The sequence below is a fragment of the Bradyrhizobium sp. HKCCYLS3077 genome (assembly GCF_051167555.1).
In the GTDB taxonomy this organism is placed as follows: Bacteria; Pseudomonadota; Alphaproteobacteria; order Rhizobiales; family Xanthobacteraceae; genus Bradyrhizobium.
Genome location: NZ_JBNPTH010000009.1, coordinates 1 through 21,543 on the forward strand (window position 1 = coordinate 1; position 21,543 = coordinate 21,543).

The following is a 21,543-nucleotide window of genomic DNA, read 5'->3' on the forward strand; positions in this document are numbered from 1 at the left end:
GCGTGACCATGCCGAGCAGCCGGCGATCGTCCATGACGGCGGCGAGATCAGCTATGCCGAGCTGCATCGCCGCGCCGGTCACCTCGCCGGACATCTCGCAGCGCGCGTCACCACGCTCAACGCGCTGATCGGCATCGCGCTCGGCCGCGGGCCGGAACTGATCGTCGCGATCCTTGCCGTGCTCAAGGCCGGCCACGCCTATGTGCCGCTCGATCCGGCCTACCCGGCCGAGCGGCTGCGTGTGATGGCGGAGGATGCGAGGCTGCAACTGGTGCTGACCGACGGCAGCACCGCGGCCCTTCCGGCTGATCTCACGCAGCTCCGGCTCGATGATCCCACACTGCTGCAACAGCCGCCCGCCTTGCCGCAGCGGCGTCCGCGGCCCGACGATCTCGCCTACGTCATCTTCACCTCCGGCTCGACCGGCCGGCCCAAGGGCGTCGCCATCCCGCAGCGCGGGCTCGTCAATCTCGTCCACGCGCAGACCGCAGCGTTCGACATCAAGGCCGGCGACCGTGTGCTGCAGTTTGCCTCGCCGAGCTTCGACGCATCGGTGTCGGAGATCGCGACGGCGCTCGCCATGGGCGCGGCGATCGTGACCGGCGATGCCGACACGCTCCGCCCGGGCGCATCGCTCTCAGCGCTCGTGAGATCATGCGGCGTCACCCATGCAACGCTGCCGCCGACCGCGCTGCGCGTGATGGAGCCGGCCGATCTTGCCGGATGCCGCGTGCTCGTCGTCGCCGGCGAAGCCTGTCCTGGCGAACTCGTCGCGCTGTGGTCACCCGGCCGACGCATGCTCAACGCCTACGGCCCGACCGAGGTCTCGGTCTGCGCCACGATCAGCGCCCCCCTGTCGGGCGACGCAGCGCCGCCGATGGGCGCACCGATCGACAATGCACGCATCCATCTGCTCGATCCACAGCTCAACGAAGTCGCGATCGGCGTGGAGGGCGAGGTGTATGTCGCGGGCGCAGGCGTTGCGCGCGGCTATCTCAACCGGCCCGGCCTGACGGCGGAGCGCTTCATCGCCGATCCGTTCGGACCGCCGGGCACGCGCCTCTATCGCACCGGCGATCGCGCGCGGCGGCACGCCGACGGCACGCTCGAATTCCTCGGTCGGGCCGACCACCAAGTCAAGATTCGCGGCTTCCGCATCGAGCCTGGCGAGATCGAGAGCGCGCTGCGCCGTCATGACGGTGTGTCTGCCGTCGCGGTCGTTGCGCAGGAGCATGGGCAAGGACAGCGTCTGGTCGCTTACGTCGTGGGCCGCGACGGAGTTGCGCCGGCGACGGCCGAGCTGCGCAGTCATCTCGCAGCGCTGCTGCCGGACTACATGGTGCCGGCGCTGTTCGTCGCGCTGGACGCGCTGCCGCTCACGCCGAACGGCAAGCTCGACCGCAAGGCCCTGCCCGAGCCCGATCTCGCCGCCGCCGCGGAGGCGAGCTATCGCGCGCCGCGCTCGGCGACCGAGCAGGCGCTCGCCGCGATCTGGGCCGAGCTGCTCGGCACGGACAAGATCGGGATCGACGACAACTTCTTCGAGCTCGGCGGCGACAGCATCACCAGCATCCAGATGGTGACGCGCGCACGGCGAGCCGGCCTCGTGCTCACACCGCGCGACGTGTTCCAGCAGGGCACGATCGCGAAGCTCGCGACCATCACCGCCCCGAAGCAGGTCGACACTGATGATGAGGCGGATGGCGGCACCGTTCCGCTGACGCCAATCATGCGCTGGCTGCTCGACCGCGGCACCGATCTCGCCCGCTTCAGCCAGAGCATGACGGTGCGGCTGCCGCGCGGCCTCACCTCGCCGCAACTGATCAAACTGATTGACGCCGCGATCGCGCGTCATGCCATGCTTCGCTCCAGACTCGCCTTCGACCCGATCGACGGCGCGGCGTCGCTGCAGATCGCGCCGGTTGACCCGGCGCTGACGCGCCGCTGCCTGCGCCAGATCGATATCAGCACGCTGACCGCGGAGCAGCGCGCACAGCGCATCAGCCAGGAGATCGGCGCGGCCGAGGCGCGCCTCGAGCCGACCGCAGGCGTAATGCTGCAGGCGGTGCATTTCACGGCGGCCGGAACCGACCATGATGCGCTATTGCTCGTATTGCATCACCTCGCGGTCGATGGCGTGTCCTGGCGCATCCTGATCGAGGAACTCGCTGCGTCATGGAAGGCAGCGGCCGCCGGTCAGCCGGCTCAGCTGCCCGCCCTTGGGACCAGTTTCGGACAATGGTCGCGGTGGCTTCACGCGCGATCACGGCATCCCTCGGTGCTGGCCGAACTGCCGCACTGGCAGCGGACGCTGGCCGCCAGCGCAGCTCCGCCGCAGCTGACGCCGCCGGCACAGCCGGTCTCCGGCGGCATGCAGCATCTGACCTTGACCTTGCCGGCATCGGTGACCGCACGCATCATGAGCGACGCGCCGCGCCGGCTTGGCGCGCGCGTGCTGGATATCCTGCTCGCAGCCTTCGTGCTGGCGTTGTCCGACCACGATGCGATGAGACCGCAGACCGTCGTGATCGACCTCGAAGGGCACGGCCGCAACGAGTTCGACCCGGCGATCGATCTGTCGCGCACCGTCGGCTGGTTCACGAGCCTCTATCCCGTCCGCTTCGATCTCCCCGCGGCTGACGCCGACGGCGAAGGTCTGCTCGGCGCACTGCGCGCGGTGCAGGCGGGCCTCGCCGATGTGCCCGATGACGGGCTCGGCTTCGGCCTGCTGCGCTATTTGAACGAGGACAGCGCGCAAACTCTCGCCCGCCTGCCCGCGCCGAAGGTCGGCTTCAACTATCTCGGCCGTTTCGCGACCGACCATGTCGCGGATTGGAGCATCATTCCGACCGCCCTGCCCGCGGATCTCGTCGAACAGTCGGATCTGCGTCCCGCGCACGCGGTCGAGCTGAATACGGTCGCGATCGGCCAGGGCGCCGACGCGCGGCTCAGCGCCACCTGGTCGAGCGACCGAAGCGTGGTCGACGATGGTTTCGCCCGCCATCTCGCGACGCGCTGGTTCGCCCTGCTCGAACGCTTCGCCGAGCTCACGCCGGCGACACCGCTGCCGCGCAGCGATGCGGCGAGGACTGTGCCGATCCGGCAGGTCCGGCTAGCGCCGCTGCAGCGCGGGCTGCTGTATGAGCACCTCGCTGATCCCGGCCGGACGGATGTCTATGTCGTCCAGCTCGAGGTCGCGTTCGAAGGCGAGCTTGATCGTGATCGGCTGCGCGGCGCCGTCGCCGCGCTGCTGGCCCGGCATGACAATCTGCGCGCGGCCTTCCATGCCGATGGCTCGCACGGCTTCGTGCAACGCATCGCGCCTTCCGTCGAGCTGCCCTGGCGTGAGCGGATGGTCGATGCGGGTGAGGATGTCGCCACCATCGTCGACCGGGTTCGCCAGGACGATCTGACCCAACGGTTCGATCTCGCAGCGCCGCCGCTGCTGCGCGGCAGCCTGATCAGCGCCGCAACGAGCCATGTGCTGATCCTGACGTTGCATCACATTCTCATCGACGGCTGGTCGATGCCGATCGTGCTGCGCGATCTGATGCAGCTCTATCACGGCAACACCGCACTGCCGCCGGCGGTGCCGTACAGCCGCTATCTCGATTGGCTCGACCGGCAGGACCGCGGCGCGGCGCTCACCGCGTGGCGCGATGCATTCGAGGATTGGGGCGGCCCGTTACTGGTCGCGCCGCAGCTCCCCGGCCATGCGGACGCAACGCAGACCGACGTCACGCTCGGGGATAACGAAACGCGGCGCCTGGTGGCCACGGCGCGCGCGCTCGGGGTCACGCTCGCAACCCTCGTCCAGGGCGCCTGGGCGCTCTGGCTCGGGGCGCGCACGCGGCGCGACGATGTCGTGTTCGGCATCACCGTGGCCGGCCGCGACGCCGCGCTCGATGGCTCCGACCATATCGTTGGCCTGCTCGCCAATACGCTGCCGCTGCGGGTGAAACTCTCGCCGGCGACCACGATCAGGACGTTCCTCGCCGATCTGCAGAACCGTCAGGCCTCACTGCTCGCCCACCAGCATCTCAGCCTCGGCGAGATTCAGCAGCAGCTCGGCACCGATACGCTGTTCGACACGCTGCTCGCCTTCGAGAACTATCCGGTCTCAGCCGCGGCCATCGGTGACAGCGGCGCGCTGCGCATCACGCGGGTGCAGGGCCGCGACGCCAACCATTATCCGCTCAGCCTGGCCGTACTGCCCGGTGCTCGTCTGACGCTGCGGCTGCACGCCCGCCCCGATTTGTTCGGCGGCACGCCGGCGGCTGCGTTGATCGCGGAGCTGCGCGGCCTGCTCAACGCCATGGCCGACGACGGCGATGCACGGCTCGGCCGCGTTATGACGGCGCATCTGCGCCCCGATCCGCGCCTGACGGCGTGGAACGCCACGGCGACGCCCGAGCCGGCAGGCCATCTGCTCGAGAGCTTCTTGCGCTACGCTCAGGCGACGCCGACCGCGCCTGCGCTGATCTGGCGAGGCGAAACGATCGACTATGCCAGGCTGGAGGCGATGTCGGGCGCGGTCGCCGGGCAGTTGGCCGCGCGCGGCATCGGCGCCGACGATCTCGTCGCACTCCATCTGCCGCGCTCGCCCGAGCTGCTGGTGGCGATCCTTGCCGTGCTGCGAGCCGGGGCGGCCTATCTGCCGATCGATCCGTCCTTGCCGCGCGAGCGCGTCAGCTACATGCTGGACGATGCCAATCCCGCGCTTGCAATCGTTGCTGACACGTCCGTGGCTCTGCCCACGCCCGTGCCGGTCCTCGCGATCGATCCCGGCACGATGGATGCGGCGCCGCCCTTGCGGCAGCCGCATCCGCTGCGGGCGGCGTATCTGCTGTACACCTCCGGCACCACAGGGCGGCCGAAGGGCGTCACCGTCACCTGTCGCGGCCTGCAAAATCTGCTCGCAGCCGTTCAATCCGAACTGCAGCTGCAGCCCAGCGACCGCTTCGCCGCCACCACGACGGCGTCTTTCGACATCTCGATCGTCGAGCTGCTGCTGCCGCTCGTCACCGGTGGCTGCGTCGTGCTGGCCGCCGAGGATGAGGCGACGGCGCCGGACCGGCTTGCGGCGCTCATCGGCGCGGCTGGCGTCACGGCCCTGCAGGCGACGCCGACCGTCCTGAACCTGCTGACGGCGTCCGTAACCAGCGCCTTCGCCGGCCTCAAGGTCCTCAGTGCGGGCGAAGCCCTGACCGACCCGACCTTGCAGCGTCTGACCGCCTGCGGCGTCGCCAGCGTCCACAACTACTACGGCCCGACCGAGACAACGATCTATTCGACCATGATGCGGCTCTCGGGCGCGGACAGCGGACGCCCGCCGATCGGCAGGCCGATCGCCAACACCGTCATCCGCGTGCTCGACGACTGGCTCGCCGAGGTGCCGGTCGGCGTCGAAGGCGAGATCTACATCGGCGGCGTCGGGCTGGCGCGCGGCTATTGCAACCGCGCCGGCCTGACGGCCGAACGCTTCATCGCCGATCCCCTGGGCGCGCCGGGCGCGCGGCTGTACCGCACCGGCGACCGCGGCCGCTGGCGCGAGGACGGCGTGCTCGAATGCTTCGGCCGCGTCGACCACCAGATCAAGCTCCGCGGCCTGCGCATCGAGCCCGGCGAGATCGAGCACGCGCTGCAGCGCCATCCGGACATCGCCGATGCCTGCGTCATGGTGCGTGAGACGCGCGGCCACGCCCAGCTCGTTGCGTATGTGGTGCCGCGACAAAAAGATCGTCTTGCGACGCTGGATGAGATGCGCAGTCATCTCATCAAGCTCCTGCCGGACTACATGGTGCCCTCACGCATCATCGATCTCCCCGCGCTGCCGCGCAGCCGCAGCGGCAAGATCGATCGCGCGGCCCTGCCTTGGACTGACGCCGACGTGACCGACGTCGCGCGCCGGTCGCCCGGCACGGTCGTCGAGCGGCTACTGGCGGACATCTGGGCGTCGGTCCTCGATCAGGACCCGCTCGGGATCGACGACGACTTCTTCGCGCTCGGCGGCGATTCCATCCTGGCGATCCAGGTGGTGATGCGCGCGCGCCAGGCCGGCCTCGTGTTCAGCGCCCGCGACATCTTCCGGCAGCCGACGGTCGCGCGCCTCGCCGCCTTCGTGCAGGAGCACACTGTGCCCGCGGCGACAAGCTCGGCGAGCGGCACGCGGCGGCAGCCTGCAGAGGACGAGGTCGAGCTCACGCCGCTGCAACTCGGCCTGCTGCGTTACAGCCTCGATGACGACGCGCCCGATGCCTATCGGATGCAAACCGTGCTGATCATCGAGGGCCACCTCGATGCAACGGTCCTGCACGACGCCTGGACATCCGTCGTCGACCGACACGAGGTTCTGCGCACTGTTATCAGCGAGCGTCACGGCCGCTACGTGATGCTGATCCGGAATCAGGTTGATGCTCCCTGGGAGACGCGTGATCTCAGCGCACATGACGAGCCCGAGCAGGCGCTGCGTCATGTGCTCGCCGATGATCTGCAGACACCGTTCCGGTTCGACGGCGGCAATCTGCTGCGCGTCGTGCTGCTCCGGCTGGCAGCGGACCGTCACGCTTTGGTGCTGAGCAATCATCACGTGCTGCTCGACGGCTGGTCGCTGTCGCTCGTCTTGGAAGACCTGTTCGCCGCGCGCGCGGCGCTCACGGCGGGCCGCACCGACATCCTGCCGCCCCGCGCGCCGTTCAGCGACTTCGTTCGTTGGCTCGCGCAACAGGACCGCGAGCAGAGCGCGCGGTTCTGGCACCAGCATCTGGCGGACACAGCGCCCATGGCGCGCCTGTCGCTGCCGACGCCGCCGCAGGGCCGTGGCCAGCGCACGCTGAAGCGAACGATCGACCGGGACCGGACAGCGGCGCTGCGACGCGCGGCGCGTCAGGACCGGGTCAGCGCCAACACGCTGCTGCAGGCCGCCTGGGCCGTCATGCTCTCGCGCCTGACCTCATCCGCCGACGTCGTGTTCGGCACGACCATTGCGCTGCGGCCACCGGAGATCGAGGGCATCGCGCGCATGGCGGGGCTGCTGATCAATACCGTGCCTGCACGGATCAGACTGGCGGCGGAGGCCCGTACGGCCGAGTGGCTGGCGCAGATCCAGGCCGGACACGCCGAGCGCATGGGCCATGCGGATGCGGGCCTTGCCGACATCATCCGCTGGACCGGACGGCCGGATCGCGAGCTGTTCGAAACCTTGATGGTGTTCGAGAACCTGCCCGCCGCCGCGATCGACGGGACGGTCGACGATCTCTCCATCCACGTGCTGCCGGTGGACCAGCATACGCATTATCCGCTGGCCGTGGCGGTCATGCCGGGAGACGTCTACGAACTCGCCTTCAGCTACGATGCCGGGCGGTTCGCCGCTGACGATATGGCGCGGCTGGCCGACGGCCTTGTGGACATCATCGATCGCCTCGTGACAGCCGACCGCGACGCGCCGCTGCAGCGCCTGCTCGGCGCCGACGCGAAGGACCTGCAGCAGATCGCCACCTGGAACGCGACCGCGGCGCCGACTGCGGTTGCCGACGAGACGCTGGCGGACCTGCTGGAGCAGACGGCGCGCGAGCACGCCGACGCGCCCGCTTTGATCGGCGATTTCGGCCGCGTGACTTATCGGCAGCTGCACGAGGCGGCCGACCGTCTGGCCGGCCGGATGCACGATGACGGGGCGCGCTCCGGCGAGTTCGTCGGCATCGCCTGCACCGACCGCGCCCGCTTCGTCATCGCGGCGCTGGCAGCGCTGAAGGCCGGGCTCGCTTATGTGCCGCTCGATCCCGCCTACCCGCGCGACCGCCTGGCGTTCATCGTTGCTGACAGCAAGCTGCAGCGTGTGCTGACCGACAGCGCGGCAGCATGGCTGCCGCCCTCCGTCCGGCGCATCAGCATGGACGATCTTGCGGCGGGGCCCGACGGCGCGCCGCGCCATCCGCGGCCGGCGATCGGGCCCGACGACCTCGCTTATGTGATCTACACGTCCGGCTCGACCGGACGGCCGAAGGGCGTGATGGTCGCGCATCGCGGCGCCGCCAACCTGGTTCGTGCGCAGCGCGCCGTGTTCGGTGCGGGACCGGACGACCGTGTGCTGCAATTCGCCTCGCCGAATTTCGACGCCTCGGTGTGGGAGATCTGCATGGCGCTCGGCAGCGGCGCCGCCCTCGTCGTCGGTTCATCCGAGGATCTGCTGCCCGGAGATGCGCTCGCAAGCCTCGTCCGGCGTCATGCCGTCAGCCACGCCACGCTGCCGCACAGTGCGCTGAGCGTGATGGCTCCAAGCGATCTCGACGGCTGCCGCGTGCTGGTCGTTGCCGGCGAAGCCTGCCCGGCTGAGACCGCCCGGTCGTGGGCGCCCGGCCGGACCTTCGTCAACGGCTATGGTCCGACCGAAACCACAGTGTGCGCCTCGATCAGCGCGCCGCTGAGCGGCGACCGTCCGCCGCCGATCGGCCGTCCCATCCTCGGGCTGCGCTGCCACGTTCTCGATGACAGGCTAGATCCCGTGCCGATCGGTGTGGCCGGCGAACTCTATGTGGCCGGTCGCGGCCTGGCGCGCGGCTATCTCGGCCGTCCAGGCCTGACGGCGGAACGCTTCATCGCCGATCCCTGGGGTGCGCCGGGCGACAGGCTGTATCGCACCGGAGATCGCGTGCGCTGGCTGCCCGACGGCAACCTCGACTTCCTCGGCCGCGCCGACGCCCAGATCAAGCTGCGCGGCTTCCGCATCGAGCCGGGCGAGATCGAGGAGGTTCTGCGCCGGCACGAGGCGGTCGACGCCGCCGCCATCGGCCTCGACAACACCAGCGGCGACCAGCGCCTGGTGTGCTGGTGGTCGGCGAAGAACGGCGCCGACGCAACGCCGACCGAACTGCGCCGCCACCTCGCCGAACATCTGCCGGCTTACATGGTGCCGGCCCAGTTCATCCGGCTCGACCGCCTGCCGCTCAACCCGGCCGGAAAGATCGACCGGCAGGCGCTGGCTGCCATCGGGGGATCAGAGACCGACACCCGGATCATCGCGCCGCGTGACGCCATCGAATTCACGCTGCAGTCGATCTGGCAGGAGCTGCTGCGCACGGCGCCGATCGGCGTGACCACCAGCCTGTTCGAGATCGGCGGGGACTCGCTGATCCTCATTCAACTGATCGCGCGTTGCCGCAGCGAGTTCGGCCTCAAGCTTCGCGCCGCCGACATCGCGGCGGATCCGACCATCGAGGGCATGGCGCGGCACCTGCGCAGCACCGCGCCACCGCAGCCCGCGAAGGCCCTGGTGACGCTGCGCGCAGCGGGCGAAGCGCCGCCGCTGTTCTGCATCCACCCGGCCACGGGCACGGTGTTCTGCTATCTCGAGATCGTCTCGCGCCTGTCGATCGCACGGCCGGTCTATGGCCTGCAGGATGTCACAGGGCGAGACGGCGCTGCACCGGCGAGCCTGGTCGATCAGTCCCGCTGCTATCTGCAGGAGATCCGCCGGGTTCAGCCGCACGGCCCGTATCATCTGCTCGGCTGGTCCTATGGCGGCGTGGTCGCGTTCGAGATCGCCCGCCAGCTCGTCGCGGCGGGAGAGACCGTGGCATCGCTTCTGCTGCTCGACGCGCCGGTCAAGCCCGAAGGCGGGTGGGAGGTGAGCACGGCCGAGATCGTCGCCGACCTCGCAGGCCAGAACAGCGACGGGACGGCGCTCGACTACACCAAGGCGGCCGACATGCTGAGCCGCAGCGGCGAGTTTCCACCTGACATCACAGCCGCCCAGGTCGAGGAGATCGTGCAGTCCTATGTCCGCTGCGGCCGGCTGCTCGCCGGCTATCAGCTCGCGCCGTACATCGGCGATGCCACGTTCTTCCACGCCCGTCAGCGCGGCAATCCGGCTGCGCCACCCGGATGGCGTGCACTGATCGCCGGCGCGTTCGAGCTGATCGAACTCGAATGCGATCATGACGGGCTGATGCGCGGACCGTTTGCGGCGCGCGTCGCGCAAAGCGTGGATCAGTCATGACCGCCCAGCTTTCGCCCTCCCCGTCGCATGTCACGCTGGAGGCGGCGCTCATCCAGCGTCTGCAGCGCGCCGTGACCGAGCAGCGCATTCCGGCACCATTGCAGAGCAGCGACGGCGTGCCGATCTGGTTTGCCATCGACACCGGCGACGATCAGGCCGAAATCCTGGTTCGCGCCGCCCTCCCAACCGATCTGGAAGGTCTCGCCGCGCTGGACTCGGTCTGTTGGCCCGCGCCGCTGCGCAGCCCGCCCGAGCGGCTGCTGAGCCGCATCCAGAATGCGCCTGACGATCAGATCGTGGTGCTACGCGGGGAGCGGATCATTGGCGCGATCTACGGACAGCGCATCACGGGCGCGCAGGCGCTGCGCAGCCTGCCGGCTCATCAGTTCGAAACGCTGCACGCGCCGGATGGGATGGTGGCGCAACTGCTCGGCGTCTGCGTCGATCCCGCCCACGCCCAGACGGGCATCGGCGAAGCGCTGGTGCAATTGGCGCTGCGGCTGGCCCGCGCCGCCGGCATCACGACCATCGTCGGCGTGACGCTCTGCCGCGATTTCTCAGCATCGGGCGAGAACGACGTCGCCGCCTATGTCGCCCGCAGCGATGCGAGTGGACTGCCGGTCGATGCCATCCTGCGCTTCCATGTCGCGCGCGGCGCCCGCATCCTCGATGTGCTGCCAGGAGCATTCCCCGGCTACATGGCAGGTGCCGAGGCCGGCGTGCTGATCGCATATGACGCCGGCCGGCTGGATGCGATCACCGGCGACAGCGCCGTCAAGCTTGATATCAACGCGCGCGACGTGCCGGAGATCGTCGCGGCCACGCTGCGCGATGTGCTCGGACCATCTCGCGCCGCGGGCTTTGCGCCAGGACGCACGCTGCATGCGATGGGGCTGGACTCGCTGGACCTCCACAGCCTGCGAGCCGGGCTGAACCGGGCGCTCGGCACCTCGATCGACGCTACCTTCTTCTTCCGTCATCCCACGCCGGAGAAGATCGTCGAAGGCTTGATCGCGCCGCCTTCGTCATCGCCAAAGCCGAAGGCCGCGCCGCATCGCACCGCCGCGACGTCAACCGTCCCTCACGGGCAGACGACGTCGACACCAGTTGCCATCATCGGCATGGCCTGCCGCTTTCCCGGCAACGTCACCACGCCCGACGAATTCTGGGCGCTGCTCAGTGAAGGACGCGACGGGATCACCGACGTGCCGGCGTCGCGCTGGAATGCCGATGCGCTGTACGATCCCGCCGGCGGTCCCGGACGCATCACGACGCGGCGCGGCGGCTTCGTCGCGGATGTCGACCAGTTCGATCCCGGCTTCTTCGGCCTGTCGCCACGCGAGGCGGCGGCGATGGATCCGCAGCAGCGCCTGCTGCTCGAATGCAGTTGGGAGGCGCTCGAACGCGCCGGCATCGATCCGGCCGGTCTCGCCGGCTCCGACACCCAGGTCGTCGTCGGCCTGTTCGGTCACGACTATGAGCGGATCGCCGGCGGCGCCGGGCGGCTCGACGGTCATTATGGCACGGGCAATTCCGGATCGATCGCGTCGGGCCGGATCGCGTACACGCTCGGCCTGCAGGGCGCGGCGCTCTCGGTGGACACCGCCTGCTCGGCCGGCCTCGTCGCCGTGCATCTCGCCGCCAAGGCGCTGCGCGCCGGCGACTGCCGGATGGCCCTGGCCGGCGCCGTCAACCTGATCCTCAGCCCCGAGCTCAGCATCGCCTTCTCGCAAGCCGGCATGCTGGCGCCTGACGGGCACTGCAAGCCGTTCTCGGCCGAGGCCAATGGCTACGTGCGCAGCGAAGGCTGCGCGGTGATCGCACTGAAGCGCCTGGACGACGCGCTTGCCGATGGCGATCCGGTGCTGGCCGTGATCGAAGGCAGCGCGGTCAACAATGACGGTCCGAGCAACGGCCTCACCGCGCCGAACGGGCTGGCGCAACAGGCCGTCATCCGCCGCGCGCTCGATGATGCCGGCGTTGCCGCCGGGGACATCGACTATGTCGAGGCGCATGGCACGGGCACGCCGCTCGGCGATCCCATCGAGTTCAACGCGCTGGCTGCCGTGCATGGCGGCCGCGCGCAGCCGCTGCTGATCGGCTCGGTGAAGAGCAATATCGGACACACCGAAGCGGCGGCCGGCCTCGCCGGCTTGATGAAGACCGTGCTTGCGCTCCGCAACAGTGCGATCCCGCCGCAGCTGCATCTCGGCGCCATCAACCCGCTGCTCGATCTCGCGGCGATCCCGGCGCGGCTTCCGACGCAGTTGCAGCCCTGGGAGCGGCGCGACGGACAGCGCCGCCGCGCCGGCATCAGCTCGTTCGGCTTCTCCGGCACCAATGCGCACGTCGTGCTCGCGGAAGCGCCGGACCTGGACGAGCGCCCCGACGATCCGCGGCAGCAGCATCTGCTCGTGCTCTCGGCGCGCTCGCCTGCGGCGCTTCGGGCGCTCGGGCAGCGCTATCTCGATTACTTCGCAACGAGCGGCGACACGCAGGCTCCCGACGACATCGCGGCCACAGCCGCGACGGGCCGCAGCGCGCAACCGCATCGCCTTGCCATCGTCGGCGCGGGGCCTGCCGCCTGGCGGCGCGAGCTGAGCAGTCATCTCGCCGGCGGGCCCTACGCGGACGTGATCAGCGGCACCGCCACCACGCCGCCTGTCGTCGCCTTCCTGTTCACGGGCCAAGGCTCGCAATATCCGGGCATGGCCGAGGAGCTCGCCCGCAGCCACCCCGGCTTCGCAGCCGCCTTGAACGAATGCGCCGAGCTGTTCGCGCCATTCCTCGACAGGCCGCTGCTGGAGATCATGAACCCGGCGGCTGGCCAGCCGGTCGTCATCGAGCAGATGAGCTATGCCCAGCCGGCGCTGTTTTCGTTTCAATACGCGCTGGCGCGACTGTGGATCGATGCCGGCATCACGCCGTCGGTGGTGATGGGTCACAGCCTCGGCGAGGTCACCGCGGCCTGCATCGCCGGCGTGCTCGATCTCCCTGAGGCCGTCGAACTCGTCGCAATGCGCGGCCGGCTGATGCAGGCGACGCCGGACGGCGCCATGGCCGTCGTGTTCGCCGACGCCGCCTTTGTCGAGCGCCGCATCGCCGGGCGGACCATCGTGATCGCCGCCTATAACAGCCCGCAGAACTGCGTCATCTCGGGCGCTCCCGATGCGGTTGACGCCGCGCTCGCCGATTTCGCGCGCGAGGGCATCGAGGTTCACCGGCTGCATGTCTCGCGCGCGGGTCATTCGCCGCTGATGGAGAGCATGCTGGCGCCGTTCGGCGAGACCTGCCGCAAGCTCCATCCGCGGCCGCCCCGCATCCGCGTCGTCTCCAACGTCACCGGAGAACTGATCGACGACGAACTGACCGACCCCTTCTATTGGGTGCGCCATGTGCGCCAGCCCGTCCGCTTCCGTCAGGGCATCGCGACGGCCGCCGCGCTCGGCGCCAATGTCTTCCTCGAGATCGGACCACGCCCGGTGCTCACCGGCGTCGCTCGCGACTGCCTGACCGATAGCACCGTCGCGCTGTTGCCGAGCCTGGTGCCGACGGAGCCCGCATGGCAGACCTTGTCGCGCGCAGCCGGCGACTTGTTCGTGCGCGGTGCCGGCATCAATTGGCGCACGCTCGAATGTCGTCCGTCGCGACGCATCGCACTGCCGACCACGCCGTTCGAACGCAAGCGCTACTGGATCGACGCGGCTCCGGCCGCGGACTCGCAGCCCGCCTTGCGGCTCGACGCACCAGCGGCCGCGCCGTCGAGCCTGATCGGGCCGATGATCCCGCTGGCGCTAGACGGAACGGTGCACGCCACCACGCTCGGCGGCGGCCGGTGGCCGGCGCTTGAGACGCATCGTCTCGGCGAGACACCGACGTTATCCGCGGCGGCGATGCTGGCGATGATGATCGAGGCGCATGGCAGCGGTCCCGGCGGGGCCTGCCCGATCAGCCTCGCGCCGCTGCGGCTGTCGTCGATCGCATTCCGCCAGCCGCTGCCGCTTCCCGATCATGCCGTCGACGTGCAGACGCTGCTGCTGCCGCACGAGCCGGGAACGCGCCGTGCGCGGATCGCAAGCCGCGGCGCCGACGCGAGTTGGACGGTTCATGCCGAAGCCGAACTGAGTGATCTCGTAGCTGAAAGAGATGACGCCGCGATCACCGAGCCAAACGCGCTTCAGCATGCGCTGACGGCAGGCATGACCATCGATCAACTCATCGCACGCTTGCGGGCCGAGGGCTGCGAACCTGGTGTCGGGATGACGTGTCTCACGTCCCTCCGCGGCGGCCCCGGTGAAGCCATCGGACATATCGGTTCGGGCGACGTTCCGTCAGCGCTTGCGAACGCCATCCGGCTGGACGGGGCGCTGCTGGTGGCACAAGCCGCGCTGCCCGAGACCATCCCTTGCGGGATCCCGGCCGGCTGCGAACGCATCGATCTGCTCGGCGACATCGCGGGGCTCGCGTGGTCGCACGCGAAGCTGCGCAACGTCGCACCAGGCGGACGTGCCGCGGTGTTGGATCTGATGTGTTACGCCGCCGACGGCGCAACCATTGCCCGCATCAGCGGCATGACTTTCGTCCGCGCCGCGGCCGCGCCTCGGCCAGAGGCGCGAACCATCCACGTGATCGACTGGATCGACGCGCCGCACCGCAAGCTCCCGCTCCGCGCGGCTGCTTCGACCGCACGTCCTTGGCTGCTACTCGCTGACCAGGGCGAACAGGCGCAATCGCTCGCCGCGCTGCTCGGCAGCCGCGGCATTGTCAGCCATATCGTTGCCGATGATGCCGACGGGATCAGCCAGCTCGATGAAGGCATCGACGCGGTGGTCGATTTGCGTGCGTTGTCCACGTCATCCGATGCGAGCACGGCGCCGACAGAGAGACTGGCAACTTTGGCGCCGCGCGTGCTCGCCTCGTTACAGCAACTGACGCAGCTCGCACATCCGCCCAGGCGGCTGTTCGCACTCAGCCGCGGCGCGATGGCGACGCTCGCGGATGAGCCGACCGACGCGGCGATCGCCGCGCTGCAGGGACTTCCCTTGGTGCTCGGCCGCGAGCAGACCTGGCTCGGCGCCCGACTGATCGATATCGACACGTCAGCCCTGCGCGATGCCGCCTTCGCCGACTGGCTGATCGCCGATTTCTTCGACAGCGCCTCAGCCGAATGGCGCATGGCCTGGCGCGACGGCTCCGCCCGCGTGCCGAGGCTGCGGCTGTCTCAGGCGACGGCACCGAAGCGGCCGCACCAGTTCGCCGGCAAGACCCAGCTCATCGCCGGCGGCGGCGCCCTCGGCGCCGCGTTGGCGCGCTGGCTCGCCGCCCACGGCGCCACCCATATCGTCATCGCGAGTCGCTCGGCCGAGACCGCGGCACGCGCCCTTGCCGATGAGCTGCGCGGGCGAAACGTCACGGTGATGCTGCGCTCGACGGATCTTGGCCAGCGCAGCGACGTCGCCGCGCTGCTCGATGGATGCCGCGGCGTGATGCCGCCGCTTGGCGGTGTCTTCCACACCGCGGGAAGCCATGATGACGGTCTGATCGAGACACAGACCTGGGATCGCGTCAAAGACGTGCTAGCGGCCAAGCTCGACGGCGCCTGGCATCTGCACGAGGCCACCCGCCATCTGCCGCTCGATCATTTCGTGCTGTTCTCGTCGGCCTTCGGGCTGTTCGGCGCACCGGGTCTCGCGGGCTATGTCGCCGCCAATGCCGGGCTGGATGCACTCGCGCATGTCAGGCGCGCGGCGGGACTGCCGGCGCTCAGCATCAATTGGGGCCCTTGGTCCGGCGCCGGCATGGTGGGCGCCGGCGAGCGGGCGACACAGCGGGAATGGACCCGACAAGGCCTGCGCGAGATGCCGGCCGAGGCCTGTCTCGCTGTGCTCGGTCAGCTCATCCGAACGGACCTTCCTCAAGCCGCCGTCCTGGACGCCGACTGGACGCTGTTCACCCGGGCCTGCGCCAGCACTCCGCCGGCCCTGATCGATGCGCTCGTCGCGCCAAAGGCAACGACGGCCGCGGGAGCTATGCCGCTGCGCGTGGTCCGCTCGGAGCCTGCAACGGACAATCAGCTGCGCAGCGAGCTGGCGCGCCTGCCGGCCCGCCGCCGTCGCGCGGCGCTGGCTGATCATCTCGCCGGCCTGGTCGCCGCCGTGCTCGGCTTTGCCGGCGCTGCCGACATCGACCGCACCCGCGGCTTCTTCGCCCTCGGCATGGACTCGCTCGCCACGCTCGACCTGCGCAACCGCATCCGTGCGTCGCTCGGACATCGCATCGAGCAGACCACCTTGTTCAGGCACGGCTCGGTCGAACAGCTCGCGACCTTCCTCGACGCCGCGCTGTTCGAACAGCCGTCAGGACGCACCGGGGCGCGCGCATGACGAGACGACGCGCGCCCATCGCCATCATCGGCGCCGGCTGCCGCCTGCCGGGCGGCATCGCCGATATCGATGCCTATTGGGACCTGCTCAGCACCGGCCGCGATGCGATCGGCGAGTTGCCTCCGGGCCGCTGGGACAATGAAGCCCTCTTCGACACTGACCGCCGCGCGGCTGGCCGCACCTATGTCCGGCGCGGCGCCTTTCTCGACGATGTCGACGGCTTCGATCCGGAGTTCTTCAACATCAACCCGCGGGAGGCCGCGTCGCTCGATCCGCAGCAACGCCTGCTGCTGGAGGTCGCGTGGGAGGCCGTCGAGAATGCCGGTGTTCCCGTCGGCTCGCTGCGCGGCAGCCGCACCGGCGTGTTCGTCGGCATCGGCCAGCCGCAATACGCGCCCCGCGAACTGTATGGCGCAGACCCTGCGCGCATCGGTCCCTATTCCGGCACGGGCGCCCTGCTCTGCTTCGCGTCGGGACGGCTCTCACACGAGCTCGGACTGAACGGACCGAGCCTGTCGCTCGACACCGCCTGCTCCTCGTCGCTGGTGGCGCTGCATCTCGCCTGCCAAAGCCTGGAGAACCGCGAATGCGACCTCGCGCTGGTCGCCGGCGTGCATCTGCATCTCACGCCGCAGGTCACGTTGTTCCTGTCGCGCACCGGCGTGCTCGCGCCGGACGGACGCAGCAAGGTGTTTTCAGCCGATGCCGACGGCTTCGGCCGCGGCGAAGGCTGCGTCGTGCTGGTCCTGCGCCGGCTGGAGGATGCGGGCGACGATGACGTGCTCGGGCTGGTGCGCGGCACGGCCGTCAATCACGACGGACCGGCGAGCGGCCTCACCGTGCCCAATGCGATCGCGCAGGAACAGGTCATTCGCGACGCGCTCGCCGCGGCCGACGTCCCGTCCGAGGCGGTCGGCTATGTCGAAGCCCACGGCACCGGCACGCGGCTCGGCGATCCGATCGAGCTGGAGTCTCTGGCCGCCGTCTTCGACACTCAGCAACGCATCTCCAAGCTCCCGCTTGGATCGGTCAAGAGCAGCATCGGCCATCTCGAAGCCGCGGCCGGACTGGCCGGCGTGCTGAAGACGCTGCTGATCCTGGACCATCAACAGGTGCCGCCGCAGCCGGGCGTCGGCACGCCAAACCCCGATATTCCCTGGGGTGCGCTGCCGTTCACGCTGCCGTCGCGTCTCGATCATCCGCAGCAGGAGCTGCGCTTCGCCGGCATCAGCTCGTTCGGCATGAGCGGCACCAATGCGCATGTGATCGTCGAGCGCGCCGATCGCAAGCCGCCGGCCGACAACGGGTCGTTGGCGCATCCGTCCACGCTGCTAATGTCGGCGCAGAGCCCGCACGCCCTGACGGCACTCGCCCACGCGATGCGCGAGCAGCTGCAGCACGCCAGCGACACCGAGTTTGCCGCGATCTGTTCGAGCGCGCTTCGGCAAAGGACGCCGCTGCGGCACCGCCTGGCCGTCATCGCGGATCGAGGCGACGAGGCACGCGCTGCGCTTGCGGCGATCGCGTCCGGCGCCACGCATCCCGCGGTGCTGCAGGGAGAGTCGACACGCCGGCGCGATGGCGCCGTGGCCTTCCTCTTCACCGGCCAGGGCGCGCAGCGTCCGGCGATGGCGCGCGCGCTGCACGGCTCCGAGCCGGTGTTCCGCGACAGCATCGAACGCTCGATCGCGGTGGCTACGCGCGAGTTCGACGTGCCGCTGCGCGATCTTCTGCTCGGCGACATCGAACCCGCACAGCTCCGCCGCACCGGCTGGGCGCAGCCGGCGCTGTTCGCCTTCGGTCTTGCCTTGGCCGAGCAATGGCGCGCATGGGGCGTGGTGCCGGACATCGTGCTCGGCCACAGTCTCGGCGAATACACCGCCGCCTGTGTCGCCGGCGCCTTCGGCCCCGATGACGGGCTGCGGCTGGTCTGCCGTCGCGCAGCGCTGATGCAGTCTCTGCCCGAGGGCGGCGCGATGGCGGCGGTGCGGGCGGATGCGGCGCGGATCGCGCCGCTCGTGCAACGCTATGGCGGCGAGGTCGAGATCACCGCGACGAACGCGCCGCGTAGCGTCACCATCGCGGGGCCGTCACGGGCGATCGACGATGTCGTCGCGCGCTGCGGACGCGATGGCATCGCAGCACAGCGCCTCGACGTCTCCCACGCCTTCCATTCCCGGGCGATGGAGCCGATCCTGCCCGCGCTTCGAGACGCCGTATCGGAGGTCCGCTTCGCGCCGCCGAGCATCGAGCTGATCGGCAATCTCACCGGCGGTGTCGTCAGTGCTGACGAGATCTCCGATCCCGATCGCTGGTGCCGGCATACGCGCGAGCAGGTGCGCTTCGAGGAGAGCATCCGGCAGCTCACTGAGCGCGACGTCACCGCCGTCATCGAGATCGGCCCGCAACCGGTCCTGATCGGACTGGGACGTCAGACCCTGCCTGATGCTGACATTCTGTGGCTGCCGAGCGTGGCGCCGGGGATCGCCGATACCAGGCAGATGCGCCACGCGCTGGCCGCGCTCGCCGTCGACGGGCTGCCGGCCGATCTCGCCGCCAGCCAACCCGCGGCACCACGCGTACGGCTGCCCACCACGCCGTTCAACCGCCGCCCGATCCGCCTGCCGTCATCCGCCGAAGCGGCATCGCCGGCACCAAGCCGCAGTCACGTGATCGGCCGCAGGCTCGCGTTGCCGCAGGCGCAGGGCGAGCTGCGGTTCGAAACCGAGATCGCCGGGCGCGATCCGTTTCTGATCGAGCACCGCGTGTTCGGCGAGGTCATCGTCCCCGCCGCGTGGCATCTCGCGATGATCTTCACCGCCTTGCGAACGCTCTCCACTGCCGGTCCTCTGACGCTGCGCGACGTGACGCTGGTTCAGGCGGCGCATCTGCCGCCGCAGGGCATCGTGATGCAGCTCGTGCTGACGCCCGCCGGCCCCGGCATGCACCGCATCCGCCTGATGAGCCGTCGCGCCGATTCCGATTCGTTTGACGATGACGGCTGGACGACCCATGTCACCGGCCGCGCCGAGCAGCACGCCGCTGCCGCAAGCCTTCCGGTCGAGCGTGGCCGCTCGGCATTGAACGCCGAAGCGCTCGATGGAAGCGAGTTCTATGACGATCTCATCGCGCAGGGATTCGATCTCGGGCGGTCGTTTCAATGGGCCGATGCGATCCGCTGCAATGGTCGCGAGCTGACCGCCGAGCTTCGGCGTCCGGCTCCCCTGGTCGATGTTGCCGATGCCGCTATTCACCCCGGGCTGCTCGACAGCGCGTTCCAGCTGCTCAGCCGGTTCTGGGACCGGCGCGACGACGACCTGGCTCATCTGCCCTTCCGCATCGATCAGCTTCGGCTCTGGCCGCAGCCCATCGAAGGACAATTGTCTTGCACCGCATGGCGCGACGACGGCACGACCGCGACGGGAAACTCTCCGGCGGCCAGCGTGCAACTGACGGTCGGCCGGGCTCCGCTCCTCGTCGCAAACGGCTTCGTCTTCCGCACCGCGAGCCGCCGCATGCTGACCGGCGAGACCACGCCCGTATCCATCAGAGCGCCTGCCAGGACACCATATCCGGCCGCGGCGACGGCTGCAGCCGCGCCGCCAACCGATCGGAGCCGTGCTGCGATCGAACGCCACCTGCGCGAGCTGCTCGGACAGGTTCTCGGTCTTGCCGACGTCGACACGATCACGCCGAGGACGCGATTGTTCGATCTCGGCCTGGATTCATTGGCGGCGCTCGAACTACGCGAAGATCTCGGCGAGCGGCTGGGCCATCAGCTGCACACGACCCTTTTGTTCGACTACCCGACCATCGAGGCCCTGCTCGATCATCTCACCGGCCTGTTTGCTGATCCCGCTACGCCGCCCGCCACTGGCATCACTCAGACCGTCAGCACGACCGAGATCGACGACCTCTCCGAGGAAGAGGCCGAGCGGCTGCTGCGTCAGGAATTGGAGCGACTGCAATGACATCACCTCATCCCGGCCAGCCGGTCATCGCCACCTATGATGCCGCGGATCTTCCGGCGCGCCGCGACGAGCTGCTGGCGCGCCGCCAGCCAGCGGTCATCAACGGGCTGTTCAAGGGACGTCTGCTCGGCGAGCTGACCGATGCCCAGAAGGTGCGCGACGCCCTGGGCGATCTTCAAGTCATGATCGGCGTCAACTACATCGATGCCCACCTGTCCAACATCCGCAACTTCGTGCAGGGCAGCAGCGCGCCGATCGCCATCAACAAGAAGCCTGGCCTGCTGCGCGACTATCTCGACCTGATCGCGCGCGAGCCCATGACGCGCGCGCTCACCAGCGAGCAGCCGACGCCGCAACGAATCCTGGAGAGCTGTGATCTCAGCGCGGTCGGCATCGAGAAAGTGCATGGCGGCTACGGCAATCCGCTGGCGCAGCGCGGTGCGAGCGAGGCGCATTCCCTGATGTTCGTCGCCAATGCCGGCAATGCGTCGGATCTCCACACCGACTGGGACGGCCGTGACGTCCTGCTGCACCAGGTGTTCGGCCGCAAGCGCATTGTGCTGTTTCCCCCGGAGTCCGGCTTCAAGCTGTTTCCCATCGACATCTTCTCGACTATTGCGGTGAACGCGATGAACGATGCCGAGCGCGCGGCGCTGATCGCCTATGCCGGCGGCGTCGAAATCGTGGTCGAGACGGGACAGACGATCCTGATGCCGGCGTTCTGGTGGCATCATGTCGGCTATGTCGATGCCGCGATGTCAGTGAGCTTCCGCTTCGGCGGCGTGACTGATCCCGACGCAGTCGCTCTGATCGGCAGCGTGCACCGCGATTGCCACATCCAGAACATCGTGGCCGGCACGCTGGACCCGCGCCGCGCGGATGCCTGCAAGGCGGCGGCACGACGGCTGCGGGCTGCAGCCAACGAACCGGCAGCGAGCGCGCGCGAGAAGTACCGGCAGATGCGCGCTCTCGCCGGCGAATGCTATCGCAGCACGCTGCTGCCCGGCGAGCACCCACCGGCGGAGCCGGTGATCACCGCCGAGGATTTTCTCGATGGTGCGCTATGCGCGTTCTATCGCCGCCCGCCCGCCGGCCCCGCCTGGCGGCAGCGCATCTGGCAGAAGCGCGAGGCGTTCAACGAGGCGGTGCGCCGCTTCGGCCGACGCCTGGCCTATCAGGCCTGACACAGCAA

Annotated in this window: 4 protein-coding genes; all 4 read left to right on the plus strand. The window is 69.5% G+C overall.

Annotation, left to right across the window (positions count from 1 at the left end):
• The first annotated feature begins 61 nt into the window (after nucleotides 1-61).
• The 4 genes from ACQR0Z_RS30260 to ACQR0Z_RS30275 are packed head-to-tail and all read left to right on the plus strand — an operon-like array spanning nucleotide 62 to nucleotide 21,535.
• Nucleotides 62-9,997 (plus strand): amino acid adenylation domain-containing protein, encoded by a 9,936-nt coding sequence (locus ACQR0Z_RS30260; RefSeq protein ID WP_434921232.1) that lies wholly within the window; start codon nucleotides 62-64, stop codon nucleotides 9,995-9,997.
• Complete coding sequence (locus ACQR0Z_RS30265) at nucleotides 9,994-16,380, plus strand: SDR family NAD(P)-dependent oxidoreductase (RefSeq protein WP_434921052.1); 6,387 nt, start codon at nucleotides 9,994-9,996, stop codon at nucleotides 16,378-16,380. The genes ACQR0Z_RS30260 and ACQR0Z_RS30265 overlap by 4 nt, the downstream gene beginning before the upstream one ends.
• A complete protein-coding gene (locus tag ACQR0Z_RS30270; protein ID WP_434921053.1) occupies nucleotides 16,377-20,351 on the plus strand; it encodes a type I polyketide synthase in 3,975 nt (1,324 codons plus the stop codon). The genes ACQR0Z_RS30265 and ACQR0Z_RS30270 overlap by 4 nt, the downstream gene beginning before the upstream one ends.
• The gene (locus ACQR0Z_RS30275) at nucleotides 20,348-21,535 is read left to right on the plus strand and encodes a cupin-like domain-containing protein (RefSeq protein WP_434921054.1); all 1,188 of its coding nucleotides are present in this window, start codon (nucleotides 20,348-20,350) and stop codon (nucleotides 21,533-21,535) included. Before ACQR0Z_RS30270 ends, ACQR0Z_RS30275 begins: the two co-directional genes overlap by 4 nt.
• Nucleotides 21,536-21,543 lie beyond the last annotated feature (8 nt).